Raw genomic sequence first — 26,743 nt, 5'->3', positions numbered from 1 at the left:
ATAGTGCAAATAGCCTGTGACCCCAAAAAGGGGTTGCAGGCTATTTTGTATACAAATGCATAGAGAATTAAAGTTTCGCTGGCTTAAGCAGTGAAAATTTGGTGGAATTATGGATAAACGTAGGCTGCACATGGAACGATTTTCTTCTGTCAGCAATTTAATTCAGTTGTACTCTGGCATAAAAAGTGTATAATTATTCGAAAAAGAGATGAATTTAAACGTCATCACTGTAAAGCTGTGCTGCAAAACATTTCTTATCAGAGGTATTAAAAAGTTTAAATTGCGCTGATGTTAGGTCGGTGTTAAAATAATAGAACTATATCAAAAAAACGTCGCTCCATTTCAGTAGCCGTGCCAGCGGCTGCGTGTTGATTTATACATGCTGTTTGCCGGATCGTCCGGATCAGCTCATCTCATTTAATGGTTTCTGCCCAATAGCAGGCATTATTTTTGGCAGTCTCATGCTGTCACCTCTTCTATCTAGCAGGCTCTATCGCAAGCGAAAGGCCAGCTCCTCCCGTTTCATTGTTGCCTGTTGCCTATGTTCTTGATCTTTCCGAAATACTTCATTATAGAAAGGTTGCGTTCCATGAGACACATCGGATTACCTCCAAAACAGGGTCTGTATGACCCGCAGTTCGAAAAAGACGCATGCGGAATGGGTTTTGTTGCCAACATCAAAGGAGTACCTTCACACGATATCGTTAGTCAGGCACTGACCATGCTCAGTAACATGGAGCACCGTGGAGGACAGGGAAGTGAACCGAATTCCGGTGACGGAGCAGGTATCCTGATTCAGATTCCACATCGCTATTTTGCACAGGAAGCGGAACGTCTTGGTTTTGCATTGCCTGAACAGGGCTTCTATGGCGTAGGGATGTTGTTCCTTTCCCAAGACCCTGCCATTCGTAGTGCGCACGAAGAGAGCCTTAAGAAGATTATTGAAGAAGAAGGGCAGACGTTCCTGGGTTTCCGGGATGTTCCTACTTTTGATGAAATGCTTGGCCGTTCTGCACTTGCAGCGAAACCTTATGTACGTCAGGTGTTCATTGGAAGATCCGAAGATGTGAAGGATGAGCTTGGATTCGAGCGTAAGCTGTATGTTATTCGCAGACGCGCTGAGCTGGCTATTCGTTATTCGGCAGATGAAGCAGAAGGCGGTTCATTCTACCTTCCAAGCTTGTCTTGTCGCAAAATTGTATATAAAGGCATGCTGACAACGGAACAGGTAGGAGAGTTCTATCTGGATCTGCAGCAAGACCTTGTTGAATCGGCTATTGCACTCGTGCATTCCCGTTTCAGTACGAACACCTTCCCAAGCTGGGAACGTGCCCACCCGTATCGCTTCATGATCCACAACGGTGAGATCAACACGATGCGTGGTAACGTGAACTGGATGCATGCTAGACAGTCCTTGTTCGAGAGCGAGTTGTTTGGTAACGACATCGCGAAAGTAAAACCGGTTATCAATCCGGACGGATCGGATACAGCCATGTTTGATAACACGCTGGAGTTCCTGTATCTGAGCGGCCGTTCTCTGCCACACGTGGCCATGATGATGGTTCCTGAACCTTGGAGCACAGATGAGGGCATGGACCCTGCCAAGAAAGCATTTTATGAATATCACAGCACAATGATGGAGCCTTGGGATGGACCAGCAGCAATGGCCTTTACAGATGGTTTGCAAATTGGTGCAACACTTGACCGTAACGGTTTGCGTCCAGCTCGTTATTATGTAACCAAGGACGACCGTATTATCCTGTCCTCAGAAGTTGGGGTACTTGATATCGCGCCGGAAGAGATCCTGTACAAAGATCGTCTGCGTCCAGGTCGGATGTTGCTTGTGGATACACAAGAAGGCCGCATCATCGCGGATGAGGAAGTAAAAGCAATCATTGCAGCCGAGAATCCGTATCAGGATTGGCTTGATGAGCATTTGATGGATCTGAGCGAGTTGCCGGAAGCACCGGAACTTCCTGATCCAAAACATGATAACGTGACCCAGCTTCAGCTGGCATATGGTTATACATTTGAAGAACTGCGTAAAATCCTGGAGCCCATGGCAACAACAGGTATGGAGGCTACAGGTTCGATGGGTTATGATGCACCGCTGGCTGTCCTGTCGGATCGTCCACAGCGTCTGTACAACTACTTTAAACAGATGTTCGCCCAGGTAACCAACCCGCCAATCGATGCAATCCGTGAAGAGATTGTAACGTCTACGGCAACGACCATTGGTCCTGAGCGCAACTTGCTGAACCCTGAACCGGAGAGTTGTCGCCAGATCCGTCTGGATACACCGGTATTGTCTAATGAAGACTTTGCGAAGATTCGCCATGTGCGTCGCCCAGGCTTCCGCTCCATGACGATTCCAATCTTCTTCACTGCTGCGGAAGGAGCAGAAGGACTTCGCAAAGCGATGGATTTGCTCTTCGAAGCTGCGGATCGTGTCATCGACAAAGGTCATAACATTCTGATCCTGTCTGACCGCGGTGTGGACGCCGAGAATGCTGCCATTCCTGCATTGCTTGCTGTAGCAGGTCTGCATCACCATCTGATTCGCCAGGGAACCAGAACAAAAGTCAGCATTATGCTTGAATCGGCAGAGCCGCGTGATATTCACCACTACGCGTTGCTGCTGGGTTACGGTGTAAGTGCCGTGAACCCTTATCTGGCCTTTGAAACGCTGGATGACATGATTCAACAAGGGTTGCTGCGTGGCATCTCGCATGAGAAAGCAGTGAAAAACTACATTAAAGCAGCTACCAAAGGCGTTACTAAAGTGTTGTCCAAAATGGGGATTTCTACGATTCAATCGTATCGTGGAGCTCAAATCTTCGAAGCGGTGGGTCTGAAATCAGACTTCGTTGACCGTTACTTTACCTGGACACCTTCCCGTATCGGCGGAATTGGGCTGGAAGAAGTGGCAGCCGAAGCGCTGACACATCATAACCGTGCCTTTACGGAAAAAGACGGTAACGATAAAGTATTGGATTCCGGTGGGGATTATCAATGGCGTAACGACGGAGAAGAGCATCTGTTCAATCCGCAAACCATTCATACCCTGCAACATGCAGTACGCACTGGGGATTACAAGCTGTATAAAAAATATTCCAAACTTGTGCAAGGTGAGAATGATCAATTGCTGACCATTCGCTCCATGCTGAAGCTGAAACCGGTGGGAGCTTCCATTCCACTCGAAGAAGTTGAATCCGTAGAAGATATCATGCGTCGTTTCAAAACAGGTGCAATGTCCTTCGGTTCGATTAGTAAAGAGGCGCATGAAGATCTTGCCATCGCTATGAACCGTGTTGGAGGTAAATCCAATACCGGTGAAGGTGGAGAAGACCCGGCTCGCTTCATTAAAGATAGCAACGGGGATTCCCGTCGCAGTGCGATTAAACAGGTCGCATCCGGACGTTTTGGTGTTACATCCAACTACTTGGTTAATGCCGACGAGATTCAGATCAAAATGGCTCAGGGAGCTAAACCGGGTGAAGGCGGACAGCTGCCAGGACGCAAAGTGTATCCTTGGGTTGCTGAAGTTCGTGGATCTACACCGGGTGTAGGTCTGATCTCGCCACCACCGCATCACGATATCTACTCGATCGAGGATCTGGCGGAGTTGATCTATGACTTGAAAAATGCCAATCCGCGTGCTGAGATTAACGTGAAGCTTGTATCGGAAGTGGGCGTGGGTACCATCGCAGCTGGTGTAGCCAAAGGCCGTGCCGACATTATCCTCGTCAGCGGTTATGACGGTGGTACAGGTGCATCACCGCAAGGTTCGATTCGTCATGCAGGTATGCCTTGGGAACTAGGTCTTGCAGAGACACATCAAACGTTGATGCTGAACAATCTGCGTGACCGTGTTGTCCTCGAAACAGACGGCAAAATGCTTAACGGCCGTGACTTGGCGATTGCAGCCTTGCTTGGAGCAGAAGAGTATGGTTTCTCTACAGCACCACTCGTTGCACTTGGCTGTATCATGATGCGTGTATGTCAAATGGATACCTGTCCGGTTGGGGTAGCGACACAGAATCCGGAATTGCGTAAAAATTATATGGGTGATCCAGCTCATGTGGTTAACTTCATGCGATTTGTCGCTGAAGATGTGCGTGAGATCATGGCTGATCTTGGTTTCCGTACTATTCAGGAGATGGTCGGACGTACAGATTGCCTCGAAACGGTAGAAGCCGTAGATCACTGGAAGAAAAAAGGTGTGGATCTGTCTGTATTGCTGCACGTGCCTGAAATGCCGGAAGGTTCTGCACGTTACCGCACACAACATCAGAACCACCAATTGGAAGAAACGCTGGATATGCAGCAATTGTTGCCACGGGCACAATCTGCTATTGAATCCGGTCAACCGGTTGAAGCGGTGCTTCCAATTACAAACGTTAACCGTGCAGTAGGTACCATTTTGGGTAGTGAGATCACACGCAAATATGGACTCGCAGGATTGCCTGAAGATACGGTTAAATTCAAATTTGTCGGCTCTGCCGGACAAAGCTTTGGGGCCTTTGTACCTAAAGGTATGACCTTGACCGTTGAAGGGGATTCCAATGACTACGTAGGTAAAGGACTGTCCGGAGGTAAACTGATCGTGATGCCTTCTCCGAAAGCAACGTTTGAGGCGGAAGATAACATCATTATCGGTAACACGGCTCTCTACGGAGCAACAAGCGGTGAAGCGTATATCCGTGGTATTGCGGGTGAGCGATTTGCTGTACGTAACTCGGGCGCCAAAGTCGTCGTTGAAGGAGTAGGCGACCATGGTTGTGAGTATATGACAGGTGGACGTGTCGTTGTACTTGGCGATACAGGTCGTAACTTTGCAGCAGGGATGTCCGGAGGTATTGCCTATGTGTATGATCCGGAAGGCACATTCCTGAAACGTTGTAATCTGGAAATGGTTCTTTTGGAGCGTATCGAAGATGTGGCCGAAAGTGCAGATCTGCGTGGCATGATTCAACGTCATGTTGCCAATACCGGAAGTGCTGTCGGTCAGCGCGTTCTGGATAACTGGCAAGATGCGCTGAATCAGTTCGTTCGGGTTATTCCGAAGGACTTCAAGCGTATGACAGAACAGATCGAACGGATTCAGGCAACAGGCTTGACTGGAGAAGCAGCGCTGCTTGCAGCGTTTGAAGCGAATATGCGTGAACTTGCACGTGCTGGAGGCTAATAACTTCCTTCTTCAAAAGGTGTGTGTAATTGCATGAACAGGTTGTATTAAGAATAATAGGAGCTATAGGGTTGCCATTCTGGCACCATATAGCTCCTATTTGGCTTTCGACAAAATTAGAACCCCATCAAAAAACGTTATCGCCATGAGACGACAACATCGAGGAACGTTCTCAAGTATAATAAGGCTAGTTTTGGAGGGCAGGGAAAGTATAAAGATAAGAGAGGTTAGCGGAATGAATATGAAGCATCCAAACAGGGACGATCGTAGGCCGACAGGGAAACAAGTCGAAGCAACCCAGATGGACATCATGAAAGTTTTACTGCAATGCGGAATCGACCCGGAGCGTTGGAACCATTTCGTATCTTCCGTCAACAACAAGCGTCCTTGACACAATAGACAACCATGGGATGGAAGGGAATTAGGACACAAAAAAAAGCCCAGAAGCCAGAGATGCCATCTCTCGGGAACTGGGTCCTCTTTTCGGGTTTAGTCCATGCTGCGTTCCATTCGGACAAACGCAATAAAACGACGGGCCTCTTCTTCCGTTAAGGACTTCCCATCAATCATCAGATCGAAGCGTTCTAACACTTCTTTGTCCGATAACTCCAAGGTATCCACGAATTCACGTACGTCTTCATCCATCACGACATCACTTTGCTTCGTACGTCCTATAAGATAATCAATAGACACATCAAAGATGTCAGCAAGTCTCGTTAACACTTCGAAATCCGGTTTACGTCGGTTCTTCTCGTAGTGGGAGAGGGCTGCTCTTGTAATATGAATGGAGCTCGCAAGTTCTTCTTGAGTAAGTCCCCGCTGTTCCCGTAATTCCGCAATGCGATTTCCGTAGCTCATAAGCTATTTCCCCCTGAACGACATCAAATATATATTGAAACAATCCTGAGCCAAGTGTTTGATCAGGGCAGCTTTCCTGCAAAAGAGTGAATCCTCATGTGTTTCCTTTAACCCATTTTCATTTGTAAATAGGTCTGTCTAAGGACATCTCAAATTGTCGTAAATCAAAAGAACCATGTCCAAATACCGCTTGACATGATACGTATTGTATCGTAAATTGGACGTATGGAGTTACAAAGTGTATCATTTGGGATATTTTAAGTATCTCCTGGTTGCCTGGACCATATACCTGTGAGAAGGAAGAGAGGCAGTCCATGTAGGCTAATCCATTCTAAAGGAATGAAACCATGTATTCAATAATTCAGGAATGGGCTGATATGAAATTAAATGTCCATATGTACATTCAGGAGTTTCATGGGAAAATGGTAGACCGCAAAAGACGCCCTGTTCTGTTACTTGGAATGGACACTCAAGCAATCACCTTCCTGAGCGACCTGAACTTGCCAGTATCATCAGAAATGCTCATTGGTTTGGATGTTGAAGATCATCATGTATGTGTAAGACTTCACGCAAGGTTGCAATGGAAACAGCCCTTCGGAGAGCTCACAATGTATCATTCAAACTTGCATATTCAGCACGAACAGAAACTATATATAACTGGACAGTTAAACACAATGCTTACTGAAGTTAAGTTTCCCACGGTTTCCCGTTTTCAGTATGAAAAGGCAACAGAACAAAAGGCTCTGCAAGAACCCTATCATTACATTGATTTCACCATATAATCCCAAGTCAATTCTTAACATTTTCTGAACAAAACATGTACTTAACGCCATTTTACTATATTTCATAGCGTTATGCATTAGTTCTTTAACACCAAAAGCATTTGCGCAATGAATAAAGGGGCGAGGGGGCTCATACTATTTCAGGAAGTTTGGATATGGTTGAAATGCACTGCCACATATTATCCGGTCTGGATGATGGTCCTGTTCGAATGGAGCAGTCCGTTGCGATGGCTGAGAAGGCGGCAGCCTCAGGAATTACCTCCATTATTGCTACTCCGCATCACCTGAACGGGCAATACAACAATGAACCGATGGTGGTCAATCAGGCCGTGAACCTGCTTCATGCAGAACTTCGCAAACGTAACATTCGCCTGGAGATCCGTCCCGGACAGGAGATCAGGGTGCATGACAACCTGATTGGAGATTTATATGCAGGAAAGTGCTGCACACTCGCCGGAAGTCGTTACATGTTGCTGGAACTGCCCTTTGGTCATATTCCCTCACAGTTCCCCAGGATACTGCATGAATTACGAATAGCGGGAATTACCCCTATTATTGCTCATCCGGAACGCAATCGTGTCATTTTGAAGAAGCCGAGGTTGTTGGCTGATTACTTGAGTCAAGGCGGACTATGTCAGCTCACAGCTCAATCTTTCACTGGGCTTTTCGGACGGAAAGTTCGGCAGTGGTGTTTTCATTTTTGTAAAGAAAACGGGTTTCATTTCATTTCATCAGATGCACATGATACAAAAGATCGGACATTTACATTGACTGCCGCATATCACATGCTGGAACATCGATTTGGAAGAAATCTGGTTCATAACTTGCAAAATAATGCGTGGTCGGTATGGAACAACCAAATCATAAAACTTGAAGTGCCCCCGATTAAGAAACGCAGCGTGTTGTTCTGGAAACCAGTCAAGCATGTATAGGAGACAATTCTTCATTATAACTGTTGATTTGAATGGGAGGAATAGAATATGGAGCTAAAAGGGTATATGCAGATTTTAAGAAAACGAATTTGGATTATCATTGCCTTTGTTGCCGTTGCTTGTATCGGTGCAGGTGTTAAAAATTTTTTTTTGACTGTGCCGATTTACGAAGCGAACGCCAAATTAATTGTTAACCAGACATACAATGCTCAAGGGGTTCCAAGTCTTGATATTAGCTCAATTCAGACCAATATTAAAGTGATCAATTCATATATGGAAATCATTAAATCTTCAGCAATCCTCGATAAAGTTGCAGCTACATACCCCGACCTTGGCTTGAACGGCAATCAACTGGGACAGAGTCTTCGGGTATCCACCGCGAATGAATCCCAGGTTATGAGTTTGACTGTCACCGGTTTATCTTCCGAAAAAGCGGCAAAAACCGTAAATGCAGTTGCCAAAGTGTTCAAATCCCAAATCCCCGTAATTATGAAAGTGGACAACGTAACGATTTTGAGTGAAGCCAAACCTACGGATTCTTCCAAGCCCATTAATGTAAATCCCGTTATCAACATTCTGATCAGTTTTATTGTTGGACTTCTATTGGCGGTAGGGTTTGTATTCCTTCTGGAATACCTGGACGATACTTTGAAAACGGAAGATGAATTGGAAAAGGAACTAGGCATACCTACACTTGCTGTCATTTCCAAGATTAGAAAAGACGAAGGTCGTTTTTCCAAACAATCAACAACATCTCAAAAACAGGTAGGTGATGGTCAGTATGCCACGGCTAACCAATGAAAAAGGGAGTCTTGTAACGATGGCTAACCCTAAATCTGTGTCATCGGAGGCTTATCGAAAGTTAAGAACGAATATTCAATTCTCATCCATTGACAGTCAGATCCAAACCATCATGATTGCTTCAGCATCGTCCGGTGAAGGGAAAACAACAACGATTGGTAATCTGGCTGTTACCTATGCACAGGAAGGGAAAAAGGTTCTGCTTATGGATACAGATCTACGCAAACCTTCGGTTCATCGTATGTTTAATGTCCCCAATCACGTGGGACTGACTAGTGTATTGTCCAGCCAATATAAGGTAACGGAAGTACTTCGGGAGACTGGAGTGGAAGGGCTGCATGTCCTGTCTTCTGGTCCTATCCCTCCTAATCCCTCAGAGATGATTGGTTCTCGTAAAATGACGGCACTACTTGAGGGTCTGAAAGAAGAATATGATGTTATTTTATTTGATACCCCACCGGTTCTGACCGTTACGGATGCATTAATTATTAGTTCATTATGCGATGGTGTCATTCTTGTAGTCAGTGCAGGCAAGGTGAAGAAGGATCTGGTCAAAAAGGCGAAAGCTCATCTTGAACATGTGAATGCACGGATCCTTGGAGCCGTGTTAAATAACGTACAGTTGCCGAAGAGCCGCAGTGCTTACTATGGGGAACAAGTATAACGAAAGAGCAAAACGATTTTTGCAAATCAAATCATATGTTAAGGTCATGTCTACTATACCTTTATCAAGGTAGGCACTCGGTCACACTGTGGGTAGTGTACCTTAGACGTATATCGTCAAGGGTGTGATGTGAGGGTGGGTTTAATGCCCTTTTATGAAATTAAAAGTAAGAATGACATCAATTTATTTCATGGTTTCATGGATTTAAATGATCCAACTCATGCTTTTAAAAATAAAAAATAATAATGGATAGGGTGGTATTTATGACTAAAGTGAGGAAAGCAATCATTCCCGCAGCTGGATTGGGAACTCGATTTTTACCCGCTACAAAAGCAATGCCTAAAGAAATGCTCCCTATTGTGGATAAACCAACCATTCAATACATCGTTGAAGAAGCTGTAGCTTCCGGGATTGAGGACATTATTATTGTAACGGGCAAGGGAAAACGTGCGATTGAAGATCATTTTGATAGCGCGTTTGAACTGGAGCAAAATCTGCTCGAAAAAGGAAAGCTCAGCTTACTGGAAGAAGTCCGAAAGTCCTCCAACGTTGATATTCATTACATAAGGCAGAAGGAAGCACTGGGACTTGGGCATGCAGTATGGTGTGCTCGAAACTTTATTGGCAATGAACCGTTTGCTGTATTGCTTGGCGATGATATTGTGGTATCGGATGTACCGTGCACGAAGCAGTTAATTCAGCAATATGAGAAGGTCAAACAATCTGTACTCGGTGTGAAAACGGTAAGTCCAAGTGAAACCTACCGCTACGGAATTATTGATCCATTGCACACAGAGGGGCGTTTGTCTTCTGTAAACAGCATGGTTGAGAAACCACCATTGGGTACAGCGCCTTCCAACTTGGCTATTATGGGCCGTTACATTTTGACACCTAAAGTATTTGAGTATCTGGAAGAACAAAATGTGGGTACAGGTGGTGAGATCCAACTCACGGATGCGCTGCAAATGTTGAATCGGGATGAAGGAATTAGTGCTTATGATTTTGAAGGGTCTCGGTTTGACGTCGGTGAGAAACTGGGTTATATCCTGACCACACTTGATTTTGCTCTCAAAAATAAAGAATTGCGTGCGCCGGTCCTAATGGCGATAGAAGAGATTCTAATGAAGGAACAATTGAACCAAATGCTTGTAGCAGGAGGGGATAGTCTGTGAAACTTTCAAGACCGGAATACTTTGGGAGTGGAGAAGCTCTGGCCAAGGATGGCACTTCGGCAGTATTTGAACAGCCTTACTCCCAGCGTGTTGGCGGATATGCTGACATAATAAAACCGTTTATCGATTTTATTATTGCGGCTGTGCTGTTGCTGATTACATCACCGGTCATGCTTGTTGCAGCAATTATGATTAAGCTTGATTCCAAAGGGCCTGTAATATTCAGACAAGAACGTTACGGGAAAAACGGAGTTAAATTTAGTATTTATAAATTCAGAACAATGCGTACGGATGCGCCGAAATATGGTGTATCTCCAACGACAAGCAATGATCCGAGAATTACACGGCTGGGTAGATTACTGCGTAAAACGAGCCTGGATGAGCTGCCACAATTGCTTAATATTATTAAGGGTGAGATGAGCTTCATAGGTCCCAGACCTGAAATGAAGCGAATCGTAGAAGAGAGCTACACGGATCTGGAGCGCAGACGTTTTCTGGTGAAACCAGGGATTACTGGATTATGGCAAGTTAGTGATGTTCGTAAGGAACCGATTCACGACAATCTGCAATATGATTTTCACTACATCTCTAACGTCTCTTTGAAGATGGACATCATTATCATTTTTAAAACCATTGGCGTTATGATCAAAAGTAATACATTTTAACCTACTCATTAGATAATATGGAGTGTGATCGCATTGAAACATGTTGTAGTGACGGGAGCGGCCGGTTTCCTAGGCTCACATCTAGTCAAATCATTAATTGATCAGGGACATCGGGTTACCGGAATAGATAACCTTTCTACAGGCGTTTCTAAAAATCTGCTAGGGGTGGCTAACAGCCCCCTCTTTTTTTTCGTTGAAGCTGATGTTACTTTACCCGAATCCCTGGATTTTCTGGTTGATCAGCCTGTGGATGAAGTCTATCATCTGGCTTCACCCGCTTCACCCAAATTCTATCAGGCGGATTCGATCGGGACGATTTGGGTGAACACTCGAGGAACCTATCATTTGCTGGAGCTCGCCCGTACCAAAGGAGCCAAGTTCCTGTATTCGAGTACGAGTGAAGCTTATGGAGATCCCGAAGTTCATCCACAGCCTGAGAGTTATCGAGGTAACGTGAACACTTGGGGACCAAGAGCCTGTTATGATGAGGCCAAGCGTTTGGGCGAAGTTTTTTGTTATGAATACTACACGAAACACAGTGTTCCCGTGAAAGTAGCGCGTATTTTCAATACGTATTCCTCAGGACTCCGGAACGATGACGGTCGTGTCATTTCCAACTTTGTAACACAGGCACTGACAGGACAGGATATTACGGTGTACGGGGACGGATCACAGACACGCTCATTCTGTTATGTGGATGATAATATTCGAGGACTACAGCAACTGATGGCTGTAGATGGAGCGAATGGGGAAATCATTAACATTGGTAATCCCACGGAATATAGCGTACTTGAAGTTGCTCGTTTGGTTAAAGAGCTTACGCAATCAGACAGCAATCTCGTTTTTTTACCTTTGCCAGAAGATGATCCTAAGGTTAGACGTCCGGTTATTGATAAGGCGCGAGAAATTTTAAATTGGGAACCGGAGATTGGCTTGGAAGAAGGATTAAAACTTACGATCGATCATTACCGGGCGATGCTACAGGAAACCTCATGAAGCTGATAAAGTGAGTTGAGAAGAATGGAAAAAGTATTAATTGCTCACAGCTTGTATCCACCCCATATCATTGGAGGCGCAGAGATATCAACACAAATTTTGGCGCAGACGATGAATCGTCATTATGAGGTCAAAGTCATTACTGTAGGTGGGCACGAGAAAAGGGAAATACGTACAGAGATGATTAACGGGATTGAAATCTCGCGGCTGCCCTATAACAATCGGTACTGGATCGGAGACTCCGTACAAGAAACGTCCGCAGCCAATAAGATGATGTGGAGAGTCCAGGATATCTTTAATATTAGGCAATATCGATACATCAAGGCGTATCTAACCAGATTACAACCTGCTATTATTCATACACAGAATATCCCTGGTCTGAGCCTGGCGATCTGGAAGGCTGCACATGAGTTAAATATTCCGGTTGTGCATACACTACGTGACTTTTCATTAATTGACCCGATCAAAATTTCAGCCTACTCCAGGTTATATAGACAAATATCAAGAAGATGCAGCCGAATGATATCTTCGGTAATTGGTATATCCAATCATATCCTTGGGAGCCATACAACGCTTGGTTTCTTCGAACGATCCTCCAAACATGTCGTTCATAACATTGTAGAGGAGAACAACAATGTTCAGCAGTTGTATGCACAGAAAGAGATTCACCATCATCAGCCATTGAATATCGGTTATTTTGGGCAATTAACGGAAGTAAAGGGTGTTCAATATCTAATTGAGGCGGTAAAAAGTCTTGGACAGGATATTGTGGGCAACCTGCACATTTTTGGGGATGGTCCACTGCTACACCATTTGAAACAGTTAGCAGGGTCAGAATCACGCATTATTTTTAGAGGGAAACTGGATAAATCTCAGATTGCCCCACAGATGAAAGAGATGGATATTATCGTTGTTCCCTCCACTTGGGCTGAGCCTTTTGGAAGAGTAGTGATCGAATCCTATCAAGTAGGCACGCCTGTATATGCATCACGTGTGGGGGGCATGCCAGAGATTCTGGTTGAATCGGGGAAATTTTCATTTCCTGCCTATAATTCAGAGGCTATTGCTCAAGGAATTCTTCAATATTATCATTTACCCGAACAGGATAAGGTTCAATTGAAACAACAATGTTATACGCATAGCCAGACTTTTAATGAAGCCTATCTTCTTAAAGAACATATCAATATATACGATAAGTTAATCAGGCGTGGAGGGTAAAATGCAAATTACTTCCTTGAATGCCAGACCCCATTCGTATGTTTATGTGAAACCAGAATCACAGTATTCACTATTCAATACAACCGTCCATATATTGCTGATCTATTTATCCATCTATGGTTTGGTCTCTATTTATGTCGATAACATCATCATTCGTTCACTAAAGGACGTAGGCATGGTGTTGGTCGCGATCTTTGCTTTAAGGAAAGTATACCGAAGCCAGACTTCATTCATTAGGCCTTTTCTATTCATATTGGGGTCAGTTATTGCACTAGGTGCGTTAAATCTGTTGCTGGGTGCAAGTGTTGTAACACTTATATATGGGCTTAAAATCACATTTTTACCGTTAATTATGATGTTTACCGGGATGCTCATCTCACAATGTCATGGCATTTATGCGTTTGCCAGAACAAACCTGATTATATTTATTTTATTAATCGTTGGTTGGCTGGTTCAGTACTCACTTGGGATTGAAAAGTTGATCTCGCTTGGTTTTATCTATGGAGTGAACATTAAAAACTATTTAGAAGGTGTACCCCGCCTGTCATCTATAACCTATTCACCTGACGGTTATGCGTATGCTTTGCTTATAACAGGCTTGATTGCAGAACGAACTAAAATGGCATTGAAGCATCGTTTTTTTCGATTAATCATTCAATTGCTGACAATCAGCTTCTTGCTATTGTCGACCATTCGATCAGCACTGTTACTGTGGCTTGTATATCAAATCATTATGTTTTTTCTCCAGATTCGAAAATATAGCAAAAAAAACACACTGCTACTTGCCGTTACTTTCATGTTGCTCCCAGCAGCTGTGTTCTTCGGGAGCAGAATGCTGGAATCTAAAAATTTGCTTTCCAGTTCTTCCTTATTGGATCGATTACAGACATGGGGGAACAGTCTTACTTCTCCGTTTACGATGAATGGAGCGATCGGCAATGGGATTGGTTCGGTAGGGGCTGCAAGTCGGAGAACGTATATGATCGGTGTGAACTCTAGTAATTTTGCGGTAGACAATCAGTATTTTTCCTTATACGAACAGACAGGTTGGATCGGCATCATTTATTTTATCGTTTTATTTATGTGGATTGTTGTCTCGCTTGTAAAGAAAATGAATGTATTAACTGACTCGAGCCCTTTGCGATTGCCTCAGATGGCACTTGCACTTGGCGCGGGAGTGGCAGCTGCAAGTCTTACAACGAATGTACTTGAGTTGTTTCCTGCCAACGTTTTCTTCTGGATGCTCATTGGCATGGCTATTGTTCAGTCTCATAATTCAGGGGAAATACCACAGAAAGCGGGGTGAGAAGATTGAGGATTTTACACATCGGCGAATACGTCGTTGGTGGAATGGCGACCTATCTTAATGAAGTTGTTGGATACCAACGTGAATTTTTCGATGTTTATCTACTGATGAGTGACTATAATTCGGCTTCTGATTTTGATTTGGAGCCGGATCACATTCTGCGTTATGAGTACACACGTCACCCCAAATACTTTTTAGCGGCCATGAGACAAATTCACCAAGCCATTAAGTCTATTCAACCAGATATTATTCATATTCATAGCTCATTTGCGGGTATGCTCGCAAGGGGCTTATTTTTTATTTTCCCACAAAAATCTATCGTTTTCTATTGCTCCCATGGTTGGGCTTTTTTGATGGACACTAAACCGTTGTATAGAAAAGGTTATTTCTTAATAGAAAAGCTTATGGAATATAAAACGGATGTGATTGTTAATATTTCCAAGTATGAACTGGAACAATCTTTACGTATGGGTTTATCCGCTTCTAAGTCCAAACTTGTCTATAACGGTATACGTGAATGCAAAGCTAGTAAATTTATTCCCGTAAGCAAATCTTCAGAGGAGTCAGATATCATTCAGTTGTTATTTGTGGGTAGGTATGACCGACAAAAAGGGCTTGATATTGTACTGAATATGTTTAAAGAATATCCGGAATTGCAGCAACACATTCGCTTGTATGTTATCGGAGACACCGTACTTGAAGACAAGGTATGGGAATTTCCCGAAAACATTATTCGTCTTGGCTGGGTGAACAATGCGGAAATTGATCGATATTATCAGCAATGTGATGCGGTCATCATGCCATCCAGATGGGAAGGTTTCGGACTTGTTGCTATTGAGGCTATGAAGAACCGGAAACCCGTTATCGGAAGTAGTCGCGGAGCTTTACCAGAACTCATTCAGCATGGGGAAAGTGGATATATTTTTGATATTGAACACTCTCATGAACTGTTGAACATCCTGAAGAACCTAGACAAGGCTGAATTGGTAAAAATGGGTGAGGCAGGTTATGCCATCTATAAGGATAAATTTAATGCTTCTCGGATGAACGAAGAGATTGTGGGGCTCTATTATGAGGCATTTACAGGAGCTTCTGTTCAGGAAATACCCGTGACGAGTCGCTTAGAATTTTCGAAGAGAGCTGGAGATGCACATGATTAAAATATATATTAATGCTCGTTTTTTGACTCAGACCATAACCGGAGTTCAGCGATATGCACTTGAGCTTGTGAGTGAAATTGATCAATTGATTGATCGGGGTGAAATTGACGGGAAACGTTATGAATTTTGCTTATTATCTCCCTCCAATATAATTAACAAACCAGAATTCAAGCATATACGCCACAAAGCAGTTGGTAAGTTGAAAGGACATCTATGGGAACAACTTGAACTCCCCTTTCATGCGAAAAATGGGCTGTTAATCAATCTATGTAACACAGGGCCAGCTTTTAACAAAAATCAGATTGTAACCATCCATGATGCCGCTGTGTTCAACTACCCAAAGGCTTTTTCTTTTGCTTTCCGTGCTTGGTACAAATTTTTGATGGTTCGACTGGGGAAAACGTCCAAGAAGATTATTACTGTGTCTCACTTCTCCAAAGGAGAACTGATGCAACACTGTAAAATAGCGGAGCACAAGCTCGTGGTCACTCATCTGGGTATTGATCACATTCATCGAGAAAAGGCGGCTGCAGGAACGATCGAAAAATATGGTGTTCAATCACCTTATGTCTTGGCCGTTAGTACGATGAATCCCTATAAAAACTTCAACTTAATTTTTAAAGTTTTACCTGAGATTGAAGCTCACAATTTGAATGTTGTTATTGTTGGGTCTAAAAACAGTAAAGTTTTTGGTGAACAGACATGGGCCAAATCCGATACTGTTAATTGGGTGGGCTATGTTACAGATGAGGAATTAAAGGCGCTTTACGAGGGTGCTGCTGGGTTTATATTCCCTTCCTTGTATGAAGGTTTTGGCTTGCCACCTTTGGAAGCAATGGCGTCAGGTTGCCCGGTTATTGTATCTTCTCGTGCATCCATTCCAGAAGTATGTGGGGATGCTGTTTTGTATTTTAATCCGGATAATCCGAAAGAAGCAGCTTCACAATTGATTGAAATTACATCAAATCCGGAATTGAGCAAGCAAATGTCTTATAAAGGAAAAGATCACTCGGGTCTGTTTTCCTGGAACAAATGTGCTAAAGACACGGTGAACATCATTATGAACACGATGTAGATACTCTTTCCATAAGACCTCTCAAGGGAGATAAAATGTATGAATAAGGTATTTGTTGCTATTGATTTCCCGCCCGAAAAAGGAGGGATTCATGATTACGCTTATGGACTTATATCACAGATTCCGGCAGATGAGACGACGGTTCTAACGAATAAAATAAAGGATGTTGCAGCGTCAGAACAATTTGACCAGAAGACCGATTTCGAGATTATCAGGAAGCGAATCTTTTGGAATTCCAATAAGCTTCTGCTCATACTATCCCAGATTGTCCTAGTCTTCCAACTTATTACTTTGAAATGGCGCAAAAAGACGGACGAAATACACTTTGTCAACATATTTCCAGTAGGCATCACAGGCCCGTTTATGAAATTTTTTTTCGGGGTTAAATATTTCCCTTATGTTCATGGCCTGGATGTAATGGGGATGGTGAATAGCAAGTTGTTTTCACTGCTATTGTTCATTTTGAAGCGGTCTGACAAGGTGATTGCCAATAGTAAGTATACCAAGTCAAAGTTGGTGGAGCTGGGCATTCCGGAGATGCAGATTGTCATTATTCCACCGGGATTAAACGTAAGCAAACTAATTGGTGGTTCTGATTTCAATGAAAATATCCATGATAAATATGATCTACATGGCAAAAAAATAATGATAACCGTCTCTCGTTTGGTTGAGCGCAAGGGACATGATGTCGCTCTTAAAGCTATTAGTCTTGTGATTGAGCGGATTCCTAATCTGAAATATCTAATATGTGGAGATGGTCCACACAGAGGGGAATTGGAACGTCTGGTGAGCCAGTACGGGTTAGATTCTGTAGTTGTTTTCACAGGCGGCATCACTGACCAAGAGCTGCATCAGTTATATGAATGTTCTGATTTATTCATCATGCCCAGCCGCGATATTAAGGAAAAAGGTGATGTTGAAGGTTTCGGAATTGTATTCCTTGAAGCCAACTACTACAGATTACCCGTGATTGCGGGCAATAGTGGTGGAATTCCTGACGCAGTAAAGGACAAGATAACCGGTTATCTTGTAAATCCTCTGGATGAAAAGGAAATCGCCAATCGTATCGAAGAATTGATTACAGATGAAGGACTGGCCAGAACGATGGGAAATAACGGTTATGACTGGGTCATTAATCATTGCTTATGGTCGCATCGCGGACAGCTGTTGAAGCAATTAGCCTGAACAAATAAAACTTTATATTTGAGGTGAGATAATGAGGGCTTCAGTATCCATTTGTACACACAACAGAGCAATAGACACGATGCAGGCTGTTGAAAGTGTTTTGAATGGGGACACGGGTAGTGCTGATTACGAGATACTGGTTATTGATAATAATTCAACTGATAATACAAAAGAATTATTCGACTCTCTTAACATGCCAGCGCATGTTCGCTATATTTTCGAGCCTCAATTAGGATTATCCTATGCAAGAAATAGAGCGATACAGGAAGCAAAGGGGGAGTTTATCTTATTCCTGGATGATGACGCACTAGCATGTTCTACCTGGATTAAAGAAGTCGTTAGAATTTTTGATATGGATTCCCAAATTGGTTGTGTTGGCGGGAAAATAGTACCTATCTGGGAGGGTGGGAAGCCTGATTGGATACCACATGATATCATTAGTCTGTACACGCTGATGGATTTTTCGAGCGATATTGTGGAAATGCAGGCACCCTCTATTCCTTTTGGAGCTAATGTAGCTTTCAGAAAAAGTATTTTTCAGAAGATTAAACCATTTAGAGAAGATTTGGGACGTGTGGGTAGCAATTTAATGTCAAGTGAAGAAAGCGAGCTAATTGGCAGAGTTCGTCTAGAGTATAAAGTTTTTTACAGTCCATACGCTATTGTAGAGCACAAAATAGCAAGAAGTAGGTTAACTAAACGTTGGTTACTGCGAAGAGTTTATTGGCAAGGCATTAGTGATGCAACACGTTATAAGAAGAGTGGATGGGGAATATTCAAGCATACTGTAAGGATTATTCAGGCGGCATTATTAATATTAATCTCATTTAATAATGTCCAAAAGGTAATGAGTGAAATGGCAAAGATATCTTATCGTAACGGAACGATCGTAGGGTCTTTCCGGAACAGCAGAGGACTGAACACCTGATGAATATGGCAATTTCCAAAAAGCCAAGACAGCTTAGCATGGTGCAGACCATTTTTATGACCAGTGTTGCCAATATTCTTATTATGGCTGTGACAACTCTCACTTCTATTATTACAGCCCGAATGTTTGGGGCAACCGGTAAAGGTGAACTTGCTGCTGTACTGTTCTGGCCCGCCTTTATATCTGGTCTAGCTGCATTTGGTCTACCAACCTCGTTAATCTACAATGTGAAAAAGAACATAAATCAATTGCCAACATATATCAGCATGAGTTTTGCAGTTCAAATTCCTATCAGCTTGATAGCTGGAATTGTAAGTTGGTTTGGCATCTCTTTCTGGCTCTCCGGATATTCGGAATCGGTCGTTTCTATTGCGCGCTGGTATACTGTATCCATGGTTCCTGTAATGTTGTTTATGGGAGTGCTTGCAGCCGCCGCCCAAGGGACGGATAAATTCCATATTTATAATCTATCGAGGCTGTTTGCCCCCTTATTTAATCTTGTTGGTCTGGTGTTGCTGTGGATAACAGGCATATTGACGGTGGAAAGAGCAATTATTGTTAGTTTTGCAGCTAATATACTTGTATTAATCTGTTACATGTATGCCATGAGGCAGCAAATATTCAGTTCAGTAAGCAAGCTGGCGGGTCAATTTAGAACCTGTATTCACCTATTCAGTTATGGTATTCGAGTATACGGTGTGGAGCTGCTTGGTACTTTGTATAACCAGTTTGATAAAATAATTATTTTGGCTTTACTTACACCCAAAGATTTTGGGTTATATTCGGTTGTTTTTGCCCTCTCCCGAATGTTTAACGTAGTTCAGACTGCGATAACGAATGTGATCTTTCCGAAGGTCGCAGGTATGGAGCAGCAGAAGGTACTGACTCTTGTAGGCAGAGCCTTCCGTATTAGTATGGTTCTTATGACGATCATCATCATACCTAGTATGCTGATTGGTCGTTTTTTTATTGGAATACTATTCGGACCAGAATTTCTTGAAGCTAGCGGTGTGTTTTATTTATTATCTGTGGAATGCATTGTTGGCGGAGGATCCTGGATTCTGGCTTCGGCATTCAATGCGTTGGGAAGACCTGGTGTAATCGTACTCCGGCAGATTGTAGCATTGGTAGTGACCATTACTTTATTCTTTGTGCTCACTCCACTACTGGGCTTATACGGAATAGGGTTAGCACTATTGCTCGGTTCCTTTGTTCGCATATTGATGTCATTGGCATCTGTATCCATTATTTTTAAAATGCCTATTCATAAGATGCTGTACAACAAGGAAGATATTACTTTTCTAAAGGAAAGATTGAGAGAGAAAAATATACTCAAAGGAGCCGGAAAAGATGTCAAACGTGCAAAGGACTCATCCCATGGATGAGTTGAAAAAGCAGCTTGAATCCATACTGGAGGTCATACCTTCTAATTCCAAAATTTATTATATTGATTACCCTGTCCATAGCAATTGTGGTGATCTTCTTATTATGAAAGGAACAGAGACTTTTTTTAAAGACCACCGTATTCACGTCACCCATAGATATAGTGTTTATGATTTTGATTATCAGGTTGAAATACCACGAGATCAAATCATTGTACTTCATGGTGGCGGGAATTTTGGCGATTTATACGAAGCACATCAAAAATTGAGAGAAAATATTGTTCAGCAATATCCGAATCATAAGATTGTGATTCTTCCTCAGACGATATTTTATAAGGATCAGTCTGCTCTTCATAGAACCGCTGCTATTTTTAATCAACATCCAGATCTCCATATATATGTTAGAGATGAAATATCGTTTCAAATTGCATCCGAGAATTTCCCCAACTGTGAGGTGGCTTTAATTCCTGATATGGCACATCAATTATGGCCAATTGAATTGAAACGTTCCCCGCGTAAAGAAAAGTTGAATTTCTTTAGAACAGATATTGAACAAATCTCTCAACAATCTTCAATTTCAACAGAGCAGCAAGGTGACTACTTAGATTGGCCAACATTATATAACAGATATGAAAAGAAACTTATTTATTACATCAGTAAAGGACTGAAAAAACCTGCATCAAGAGCCATTTCGCAATTTTTATGGATGAAATATAGTGATTATCTGGTGAACAAAGCTATTCGTTGTTTCGCGGACTATCGCATGATTCATTCTTCCAGATTACACGGACACATCTTATCCTGCCTTATGGCAAAACCAAATGTGCTAATTGATAACTCCTACGGGAAAAACTCTGGATATTATCGGATATGGACTCATGAAGTTAACACGGCAAACATGGATACCTCCTCAAAAACGACCTCTCCACCTACACCTAAGTATATGGAAACAACCGCAACAGTATAAAAAAACGGGCTCAATGTGTGTAAAATATAGAGAGTGGAGTGATAACCATGAGAATCGTACTTCTCTCCGGTGGATCAGGCAAGAGATTATGGCCCTTATCCAACGATACGAGATCGAAGCAGTTCCTGAAAGTACTGGAGGGCCCTGAAGGGCAAACGGAATCCATGGTTCAACGGGTGTGGAGGCAACTGCAGCACACGGGGTTAAGCGAACAGGCCACGATCGCAACGAGTAAGCCACAGGTGGAGATTTTACGGAGTCAACTGGGCGATGAGGTTGATCTTGTCGTAGAGCCGGAACGCAGAGATACCTTTCCCGCAATTGCCTTGGCAGCTGTATATCTGTATTCGGTACAGGGTGTCAGTCTGAACGAAACGGTTGCTGTACTTCCCGTTGATCCCTATGTGGAGGAATCCTTTTTCTATAAAGTTACGGAGCTTGAAGGAGTGTTAGATGAGTCTGGCGCGGAGCTCGCATTAATTGGGGTAAAACCGACGTATCCTTCAGAGAAATACGGTTATATTATTCCTGATCCTCATGAAACCGAAAAACATAACCATTACGCCAAAGTATCGCGTTTTCAAGAAAAACCCTGTGAGACTGAAGCGGCAGAGATGATAGAACAATCTGCCCTTTGGAATTGCGGGGTTTTTGCATTCAAGCTGAACTATCTGATTAATCTGCTGATCTCCCTTGAACTGCCAATTCAGTATGAAGAGATGCTGAAACAATACGGAAGATTACAGAAAATTAGCTTCGATTATCAGGTAGTCGAAAAAGCCAGTCACATCGTGGTCACACCTTATGAGGGATATTGGAAAGATCTCGGCACATGGAATACGCTGACGGACGAGATGAGTACCCATATTGTGGGCAAAGGTGTAATGACGAACAGCTCGGTAAACACACATCTGATCAATGAGTTGAATATTCCGGTGTGTGTTCTGGGAGTATCCAATCTTATCGTTGCGATCAGTCCAGATGGAATTCTGGTTAGTGAGAAAGAAGCAAGTCCACAGATTAAAGAGATTCTTAAGGATGATACCCAACGCCCTATGTATGAGGAACGCCGCTGGGGTTGTTACAAAGTGCTTGATTACACGCGGAATGCCAGAGGAGAAGAGGTATTAACTAAACGTATTATCGTTGGGGCGGATAAGAATTTTTCTTATCAATACCATCTCAAACGAAATGAAGTATGGACAGTTGTTTCGGGTCAAGGCGAACTGATTCTGGATGGTGAACTGAGACTGCTTAATCAAGGGGATGTCATTTCGATTCTGGCAGGTAGTAAACACAGTGTGAAAGCCGTAACCGAACTTGAAATTATAGAAGTTCAGATGGGCAGTGAGCTGGTGGAAGAGGATATCGTACGAATCGAGATGGATTGGTCTGATATTATCCAAAATTGTGTAAATTGGGGGAAAACAAGATGAATATTGCGGTGATTGGAACAGGGTACGTAGGTCTTGTATCGGGAGTATGCTTTTCGGAAATCGGCAATCAGGTCATCTGTGTGGACAACAACCAGGCCAAAGTAGAAATGCTCAATGAGGGTAACGTTCCCATCTACGAGCCTGGACTCAAAGAGCTGATGTCCTCCAATATGCAAGCGGGTAAACTGTCATTTACTTCGAATATCGGTGAGGCGATTAACCAGTCGGATATTATCTTTATTGCTGTGGGTACCCCTTCACTTCCAAGCGGCGAAGCCAATCTGAGCTATGTAGAGCAAGTGGCTGTTGAGATTGGAAGCCACATGGATAGCTATAAAATTATCGTAACAAAAAGTACAGTACCTGTAGGGACCAATGATCGTGTGTGTGAGCTGATCCGCAGCATTTCTTCCAAACCTTTTGATGTGGCTTCTGTTCCCGAGTTTCTGCGGGAAGGATCAGCAGTTAAAGATACGTTAAACCCGGACCGTATTGTCATCGGGACAAACAGTGATCGGGCCATTCAAACGTTAAAAAAGCTTCATCGTCCTTTAACGGAAAACCTGATCATTACAGATATTCGATCAGCTGAAATGATCAAATATGCCTCCAATGCTTTTTTGGCAACCAAAATATCATTTATTAATGAAATTTCGAATATATGTGAGAAAGTAGGAGCCGATGTTACACGAGTAGCAGAAGGGATGGGCTACGATAAACGTATTGGATCTTCCTTTTTGAAAGCAGGTATTGGATATGGGGGATCTTGCTTTCCCAAAGACACACAGGCATTAATTCAAATCGCGGGTATGGTGGATTATGACTTCAGATTGTTAAAATCCGTTGTCCAGGTAAATCAGGATCAACGCTTCCATGTCATTCACAAACTGGAAGAGGCCCTCGGATCTTTGACAGGGAAAACCATTGCAGTCTGGGGGCTGGCGTTTAAACCGGATACGGATGATGTCCGCGATGCGCCAGCGATTGATATCATTCAACATTTAAGCGATGCCGGAGCTGTAATTAAAGCCTACGATCCTATTGCAACAGCCAATTTCCGTAAAGAGGTAGATGTGGCTTCCATCTCGTGGGAAGAGAGTCCCCTCCATGCTGCTGAAGGAGCAGATGCCCTATGCGTATTGACCGAATGGAAGGAATTCGGCCAAATCAATTTGGATGCGTTGGTCGAAGTTATGAAGGACCCTATTATGATTGATGGTCGTAATTTGTACAGTGCCGAACAGATCCAAGCGTCTAATCTTCAATATTATTCTGTTGGTCGTCCAGGGCTGAAAAAGCTTGAGGGGAAAGCGACTGCAATTATATAATGACCGATTATCAACTTGAATGTGAGTGAGGAAGATCCCATGAAAAAGTGGATTAAAATTACAATATGGATGGTTTCCCTTTTAGTAATTGTGGTATTTGGTTGCGCCATATATTTGTACCAATCCGTTAAATCAACGGCTAATCAAATCTATGAGCCCCGAGATCCTGTGAAGCCTGTCTCTGTTACAGATCGCAGAGGCGGGCTTCAGGTGGATATTAACAGCAAGGAGCCTTTTAATGCACTTGTGCTGGGCGTGGATGAACGTGCAAATGATCGAGGTCGTTCGGATACAATGATTGTTTTAAGTGTGAATCCAGCGAAGAAACAAGTACTTATGTTTAATATTCCAAGGGATACGCGGACAGAAATCGTTGGATACGATACCGAAGATAAGATTAATCACGCTTATGCATTCGGAGGCGTTGATATGTCGGTGAGGACAGTCGAACAATTTCTGGGGGTTCCCATTCATTATTATATGAAAGTGGATATGGAGGGTTTTTCCAAAATCATTGATCTGGTTGGAGGCGTGAATGTAAATAACCCATTTGCCTTTGATTATGAGGGCCAGCGTTATGAGCAAGGCAATATTCATCTGGATGGTGTCGCAGCGCTTGGTTTTTCAAGGATGCGCTATGATGACCCTAAAGGGGATTTGGGGCGTAATGATCGACAGCGTGAAGTTCTGAAGCAGATGCTTAAGAATACGATGCAATTCTCCAGTGTAATTCATATCCAAAATATGCTGGATGAACTAGGCACACATGTCAGAACAGACCTTACTTTTGATGAAATGAAGGAACTCCTCCTCGATTATCGTAATGATCTGGAGAATGTAGATACGGTGGAGATTAAGGGTAAAGGCGAAAAAATCAATGGGATTTATTATTATATTGTGGATCAACAGGAAAGGGATCGCATTCACGGCATACTGGAAGATCATTTAGAGAAATAAAGCGTCAGTATGAAAGGCTATGGCAGGAAAGTGGTGAGGACATTGCCTGCGGAGGGGGATTACAGAAAAAGAAGACATAAGCACAGACGCCGACAACGGCCGTATATTTATATTCTGTCATTGCTGCTGATTACGATCTGGGTTGTGGTGATTTGGTCCATGTCCGCTCAATCCTATCAACAACAAACGATTCAGCCTTGGCTTCATCAATGGTCTGAGCAGATCCAATGGGTATTAAGCTTGCCTGATATCCAGTTCACTTATGGTGAGCATCATTATTCACTGAACGCACGACCCTATGACTTTGCCGAGTTCATATTTCGTAAAACTGCGCATATATTTGTTTATGCTGTGCTAGCTGTACTTGTCTATTGTGGCATGCGTTATCGAAGAAGCGGTATGAAAACCTGTATACGAATTGCGCTGGCTACTGTGATTGTGATCGCATCAATTGATGAATATATCCAGCAATTCAGCCCCAATCGGACAGCTTCCATTCGAGATGTGGGAGTTGATCTGATTGGTGGTCTCTGTGGTGTTATGTTGTGGATAGCGGGCGTAGCGATCTATCGGAAATTAAGATCATTTAGACGCTCTCATCGCTAAAGAACGTGATTTCCCAGGAAATTAGATGTATCGTTCAACTTCTACTTGTCTACCATCCATCATAAGTATGGAGTAGGACAAGGAGGACTGGACATGCTGCGAAGAAGGAACCGGAATGCTTTGCTCAAGAAGATCGGGTTCATCGCGATCATTGTAATTTTGCTGTGGTTGATTGCCAGAACCATTCCGTATTTGTTTCACGCAGATACATCGGATGAAGCTGCTGCTGTTGCCGAAGAGTTTTACAAATATGAGCAGACGGGTGACTTCGGCAGTTCGTGGGAACTCTTTCATCCCCTGATGAAAGAGCGGTTTCCCAAGAGTGCTTACGTACAGAACAGAGCACATATATTTATGCAGCACTTTGGCGTGGAAACTTTTGAACTGGAGATGGAAAAGCCGGAGCGCGAGTTCGATGTAACCGTGATCGATGGCGTTAAGCCATTTTCTGAAGCCTACAGAATCCGGGTCACCCAGAAGTACTCAGGTACCTTTGGACAATTTGATATTGTACAGACCTGTTATTTGGTAGAGGATGGCGATGGGTGGACCTTACTCTGGTATTATCCAAATCAGAAGAATGCGCATACCTCGGATGCCGACCACAGTAACTGATCAGAAAATAATATTAACCCATACATTGAACCGAATTGTATCATTTACCTAACATGAAGCTCTGTAAATGCGAGACTTTTGTCGCATTTATGGAGCTTTTTTTGTGTTTTGTTTGTTTTTATTGCTGTAAAGCCTTGACATTAGTCCCGGTGTCAAGTAAATTACGAGATAGATACAAAATGTATCAATTTTCAGCGTCTAACGACAAATAACAAGGACTTCTAAGCTCCTTGTGAGGGGAAGGAATATCATTGATCGAAACGGGCCGCTTTTACTGTGTCAGTTGTGGGATGATTGTGTCGGTCACTAGAAGCTCTGTTGAAATGAAGGAAGAGGGCAATGGAGGCAATCACGTATTTCGCACCGGATTCTACCGGAGTGAAATGCCGCTTGGATGCTGTGAAGCGTGTGTAGTTGAAGCGAAACGTCAGGGGAAATCCCAGTTTGCGGGACAATATACTAAAGATTATGATACACTATGTTCATATGAGAAACGGGCATGAGTTATGTGCTCGTCCATGA

24 protein-coding genes are annotated in these 26,743 nt (G+C 43.1%); 23 read left to right on the top strand and 1 reads right to left on the bottom strand.

Annotation, left to right across the window (positions count from 1 at the left end; all coding sequences use genetic code 11):
- Positions 1-589: 589 nt before the first annotated feature.
- Both gltB and QVE09_RS20870 read left to right on the top strand, forming a co-directional pair.
- Entirely contained in the window at positions 590-5,188 is a 4,599-nt protein-coding gene (gene gltB / locus QVE09_RS20875; RefSeq protein ID WP_315938325.1) for a glutamate synthase large subunit, read from the top strand.
- A 235-nt stretch (positions 5,189-5,423) separates the two neighbouring features.
- Positions 5,424-5,579 (top strand): hypothetical protein, encoded by a 156-nt coding sequence (locus QVE09_RS20870; protein WP_017690128.1) that lies wholly within the window; start codon positions 5,424-5,426, stop codon positions 5,577-5,579.
- 98 nt (positions 5,580-5,677) lie between these two features.
- On the opposite strand, the gene QVE09_RS20865 is transcribed toward QVE09_RS20870, so the two are convergent.
- Positions 5,678-6,046 (bottom strand): helix-turn-helix domain-containing protein, encoded by a 369-nt coding sequence (locus QVE09_RS20865; protein ID WP_047841965.1) that lies wholly within the window; start codon positions 6,044-6,046, stop codon positions 5,678-5,680.
- Between the two features lie 377 nt (positions 6,047-6,423).
- Here QVE09_RS20865 and QVE09_RS20860 point away from each other — a divergent pair, with 377 nt between their 5' ends.
- The 21 genes from QVE09_RS20860 to QVE09_RS20760 all read left to right on the top strand — a co-directional run bounded on the left by QVE09_RS20860 (position 6,424) and on the right by QVE09_RS20760 (position 26,724).
- On the top strand, positions 6,424-6,828 hold the full coding sequence (locus tag QVE09_RS20860; protein ID WP_315938324.1) for a hypothetical protein: 405 nt from the start codon (positions 6,424-6,426) through the stop codon (positions 6,826-6,828).
- A gap of 155 nt (positions 6,829-6,983) precedes the next feature.
- Positions 6,984-7,760 carry a tyrosine-protein phosphatase gene (locus QVE09_RS20855; protein WP_315938323.1) on the top strand — a complete coding sequence of 259 codons (777 nt, stop codon included), beginning with the start codon at positions 6,984-6,986 and terminating at the stop codon, positions 7,758-7,760.
- A 48-nt stretch (positions 7,761-7,808) separates the two neighbouring features.
- Entirely contained in the window at positions 7,809-8,561 is a 753-nt protein-coding gene (locus tag QVE09_RS20850) for a YveK family protein (RefSeq protein ID WP_315938322.1), read from the top strand.
- Positions 8,542-9,225 (top strand): CpsD/CapB family tyrosine-protein kinase, encoded by a 684-nt coding sequence (locus tag QVE09_RS20845; protein ID WP_315938321.1) that lies wholly within the window; start codon positions 8,542-8,544, stop codon positions 9,223-9,225. Before QVE09_RS20850 ends, QVE09_RS20845 begins: the two co-directional genes overlap by 20 nt.
- A 263-nt stretch (positions 9,226-9,488) precedes the next feature.
- Positions 9,489-10,397 carry a UTP--glucose-1-phosphate uridylyltransferase GalU gene (gene galU / locus QVE09_RS20840; RefSeq protein ID WP_315938320.1) on the top strand — a complete coding sequence of 303 codons (909 nt, stop codon included), beginning with the start codon at positions 9,489-9,491 and terminating at the stop codon, positions 10,395-10,397.
- Complete coding sequence (locus QVE09_RS20835) at positions 10,394-11,062, top strand: sugar transferase (RefSeq protein WP_315938319.1); 669 nt, start codon at positions 10,394-10,396, stop codon at positions 11,060-11,062. The genes galU and QVE09_RS20835 overlap by 4 nt, the downstream gene beginning before the upstream one ends.
- A 33-nt stretch (positions 11,063-11,095) precedes the next feature.
- Positions 11,096-12,058: an NAD-dependent epimerase/dehydratase family protein gene (locus tag QVE09_RS20830; RefSeq protein WP_397387072.1), complete on the top strand. Its 963-nt coding sequence runs from the start codon at positions 11,096-11,098 to the stop codon at positions 12,056-12,058.
- Between the two features lie 24 nt (positions 12,059-12,082).
- The gene (locus QVE09_RS20825; protein ID WP_315938317.1) at positions 12,083-13,276 is read left to right on the top strand and encodes a glycosyltransferase family 4 protein; all 1,194 of its coding nucleotides are present in this window, start codon (positions 12,083-12,085) and stop codon (positions 13,274-13,276) included.
- A 1-nt stretch (position 13,277) separates the two neighbouring features.
- Positions 13,278-14,582: a hypothetical protein gene (locus tag QVE09_RS20820; RefSeq protein ID WP_315938316.1), complete on the top strand. Its 1,305-nt coding sequence runs from the start codon at positions 13,278-13,280 to the stop codon at positions 14,580-14,582.
- Positions 14,583-14,587: 5 nt separating this feature from the next.
- Entirely contained in the window at positions 14,588-15,742 is a 1,155-nt protein-coding gene (locus QVE09_RS20815; protein WP_315938315.1) for a glycosyltransferase, read from the top strand.
- Positions 15,735-16,817 carry a glycosyltransferase family 4 protein gene (locus QVE09_RS20810; RefSeq protein WP_315938314.1) on the top strand — a complete coding sequence of 361 codons (1,083 nt, stop codon included), beginning with the start codon at positions 15,735-15,737 and terminating at the stop codon, positions 16,815-16,817. The genes QVE09_RS20815 and QVE09_RS20810 overlap by 8 nt, the downstream gene beginning before the upstream one ends.
- Positions 16,818-16,856: 39 nt before the next feature.
- Positions 16,857-18,002, top strand: a complete 1,146-nt coding sequence (locus QVE09_RS20805) for a glycosyltransferase family 4 protein (RefSeq protein ID WP_315938313.1) — start codon at positions 16,857-16,859, stop codon at positions 18,000-18,002.
- 31 nt (positions 18,003-18,033) lie between these two features.
- Positions 18,034-18,930: a glycosyltransferase gene (locus tag QVE09_RS20800; RefSeq protein ID WP_315938312.1), complete on the top strand. Its 897-nt coding sequence runs from the start codon at positions 18,034-18,036 to the stop codon at positions 18,928-18,930.
- Positions 18,930-20,315: a lipopolysaccharide biosynthesis protein gene (locus QVE09_RS20795; RefSeq protein ID WP_315938311.1), complete on the top strand. Its 1,386-nt coding sequence runs from the start codon at positions 18,930-18,932 to the stop codon at positions 20,313-20,315. Before QVE09_RS20800 ends, QVE09_RS20795 begins: the two co-directional genes overlap by 1 nt.
- On the top strand, positions 20,281-21,279 hold the full coding sequence (locus QVE09_RS20790) for a polysaccharide pyruvyl transferase family protein (RefSeq protein WP_315938310.1): 999 nt from the start codon (positions 20,281-20,283) through the stop codon (positions 21,277-21,279). The genes QVE09_RS20795 and QVE09_RS20790 overlap by 35 nt, the downstream gene beginning before the upstream one ends.
- 47 nt (positions 21,280-21,326) lie before the next feature.
- On the top strand, positions 21,327-22,715 hold the full coding sequence (locus QVE09_RS20785; protein WP_315938309.1) for a sugar phosphate nucleotidyltransferase: 1,389 nt from the start codon (positions 21,327-21,329) through the stop codon (positions 22,713-22,715).
- Positions 22,712-24,043, top strand: a complete 1,332-nt coding sequence (locus QVE09_RS20780) for a UDP-glucose dehydrogenase family protein (protein WP_315938308.1) — start codon at positions 22,712-22,714, stop codon at positions 24,041-24,043. The genes QVE09_RS20785 and QVE09_RS20780 overlap by 4 nt, the downstream gene beginning before the upstream one ends.
- A 39-nt stretch (positions 24,044-24,082) precedes the next feature.
- Positions 24,083-25,000, top strand: a complete 918-nt coding sequence (locus tag QVE09_RS20775; protein WP_315938307.1) for an LCP family glycopolymer transferase — start codon at positions 24,083-24,085, stop codon at positions 24,998-25,000.
- 33 nt (positions 25,001-25,033) lie between these two features.
- A complete protein-coding gene (locus QVE09_RS20770) occupies positions 25,034-25,606 on the top strand; it encodes a VanZ family protein (RefSeq protein WP_315938306.1) in 573 nt (190 codons plus the stop codon).
- A gap of 93 nt (positions 25,607-25,699) precedes the next feature.
- Positions 25,700-26,221 carry a hypothetical protein gene (locus QVE09_RS20765; RefSeq protein ID WP_315938305.1) on the top strand — a complete coding sequence of 174 codons (522 nt, stop codon included), beginning with the start codon at positions 25,700-25,702 and terminating at the stop codon, positions 26,219-26,221.
- A gap of 251 nt (positions 26,222-26,472) precedes the next feature.
- Complete coding sequence (locus tag QVE09_RS20760; RefSeq protein ID WP_143760279.1) at positions 26,473-26,724, top strand: hypothetical protein; 252 nt, start codon at positions 26,473-26,475, stop codon at positions 26,722-26,724.
- The last annotated feature ends 19 nt before the right edge of the window (positions 26,725-26,743 follow it).

The sequence above is a fragment of the Paenibacillus sp. ClWae2A genome (genome assembly GCF_032452295.1).
Classification (GTDB): domain Bacteria; phylum Bacillota; class Bacilli; order Paenibacillales; family Paenibacillaceae; genus Paenibacillus.
This window is presented reverse-complemented; position numbering and strand designations above follow the sequence as displayed.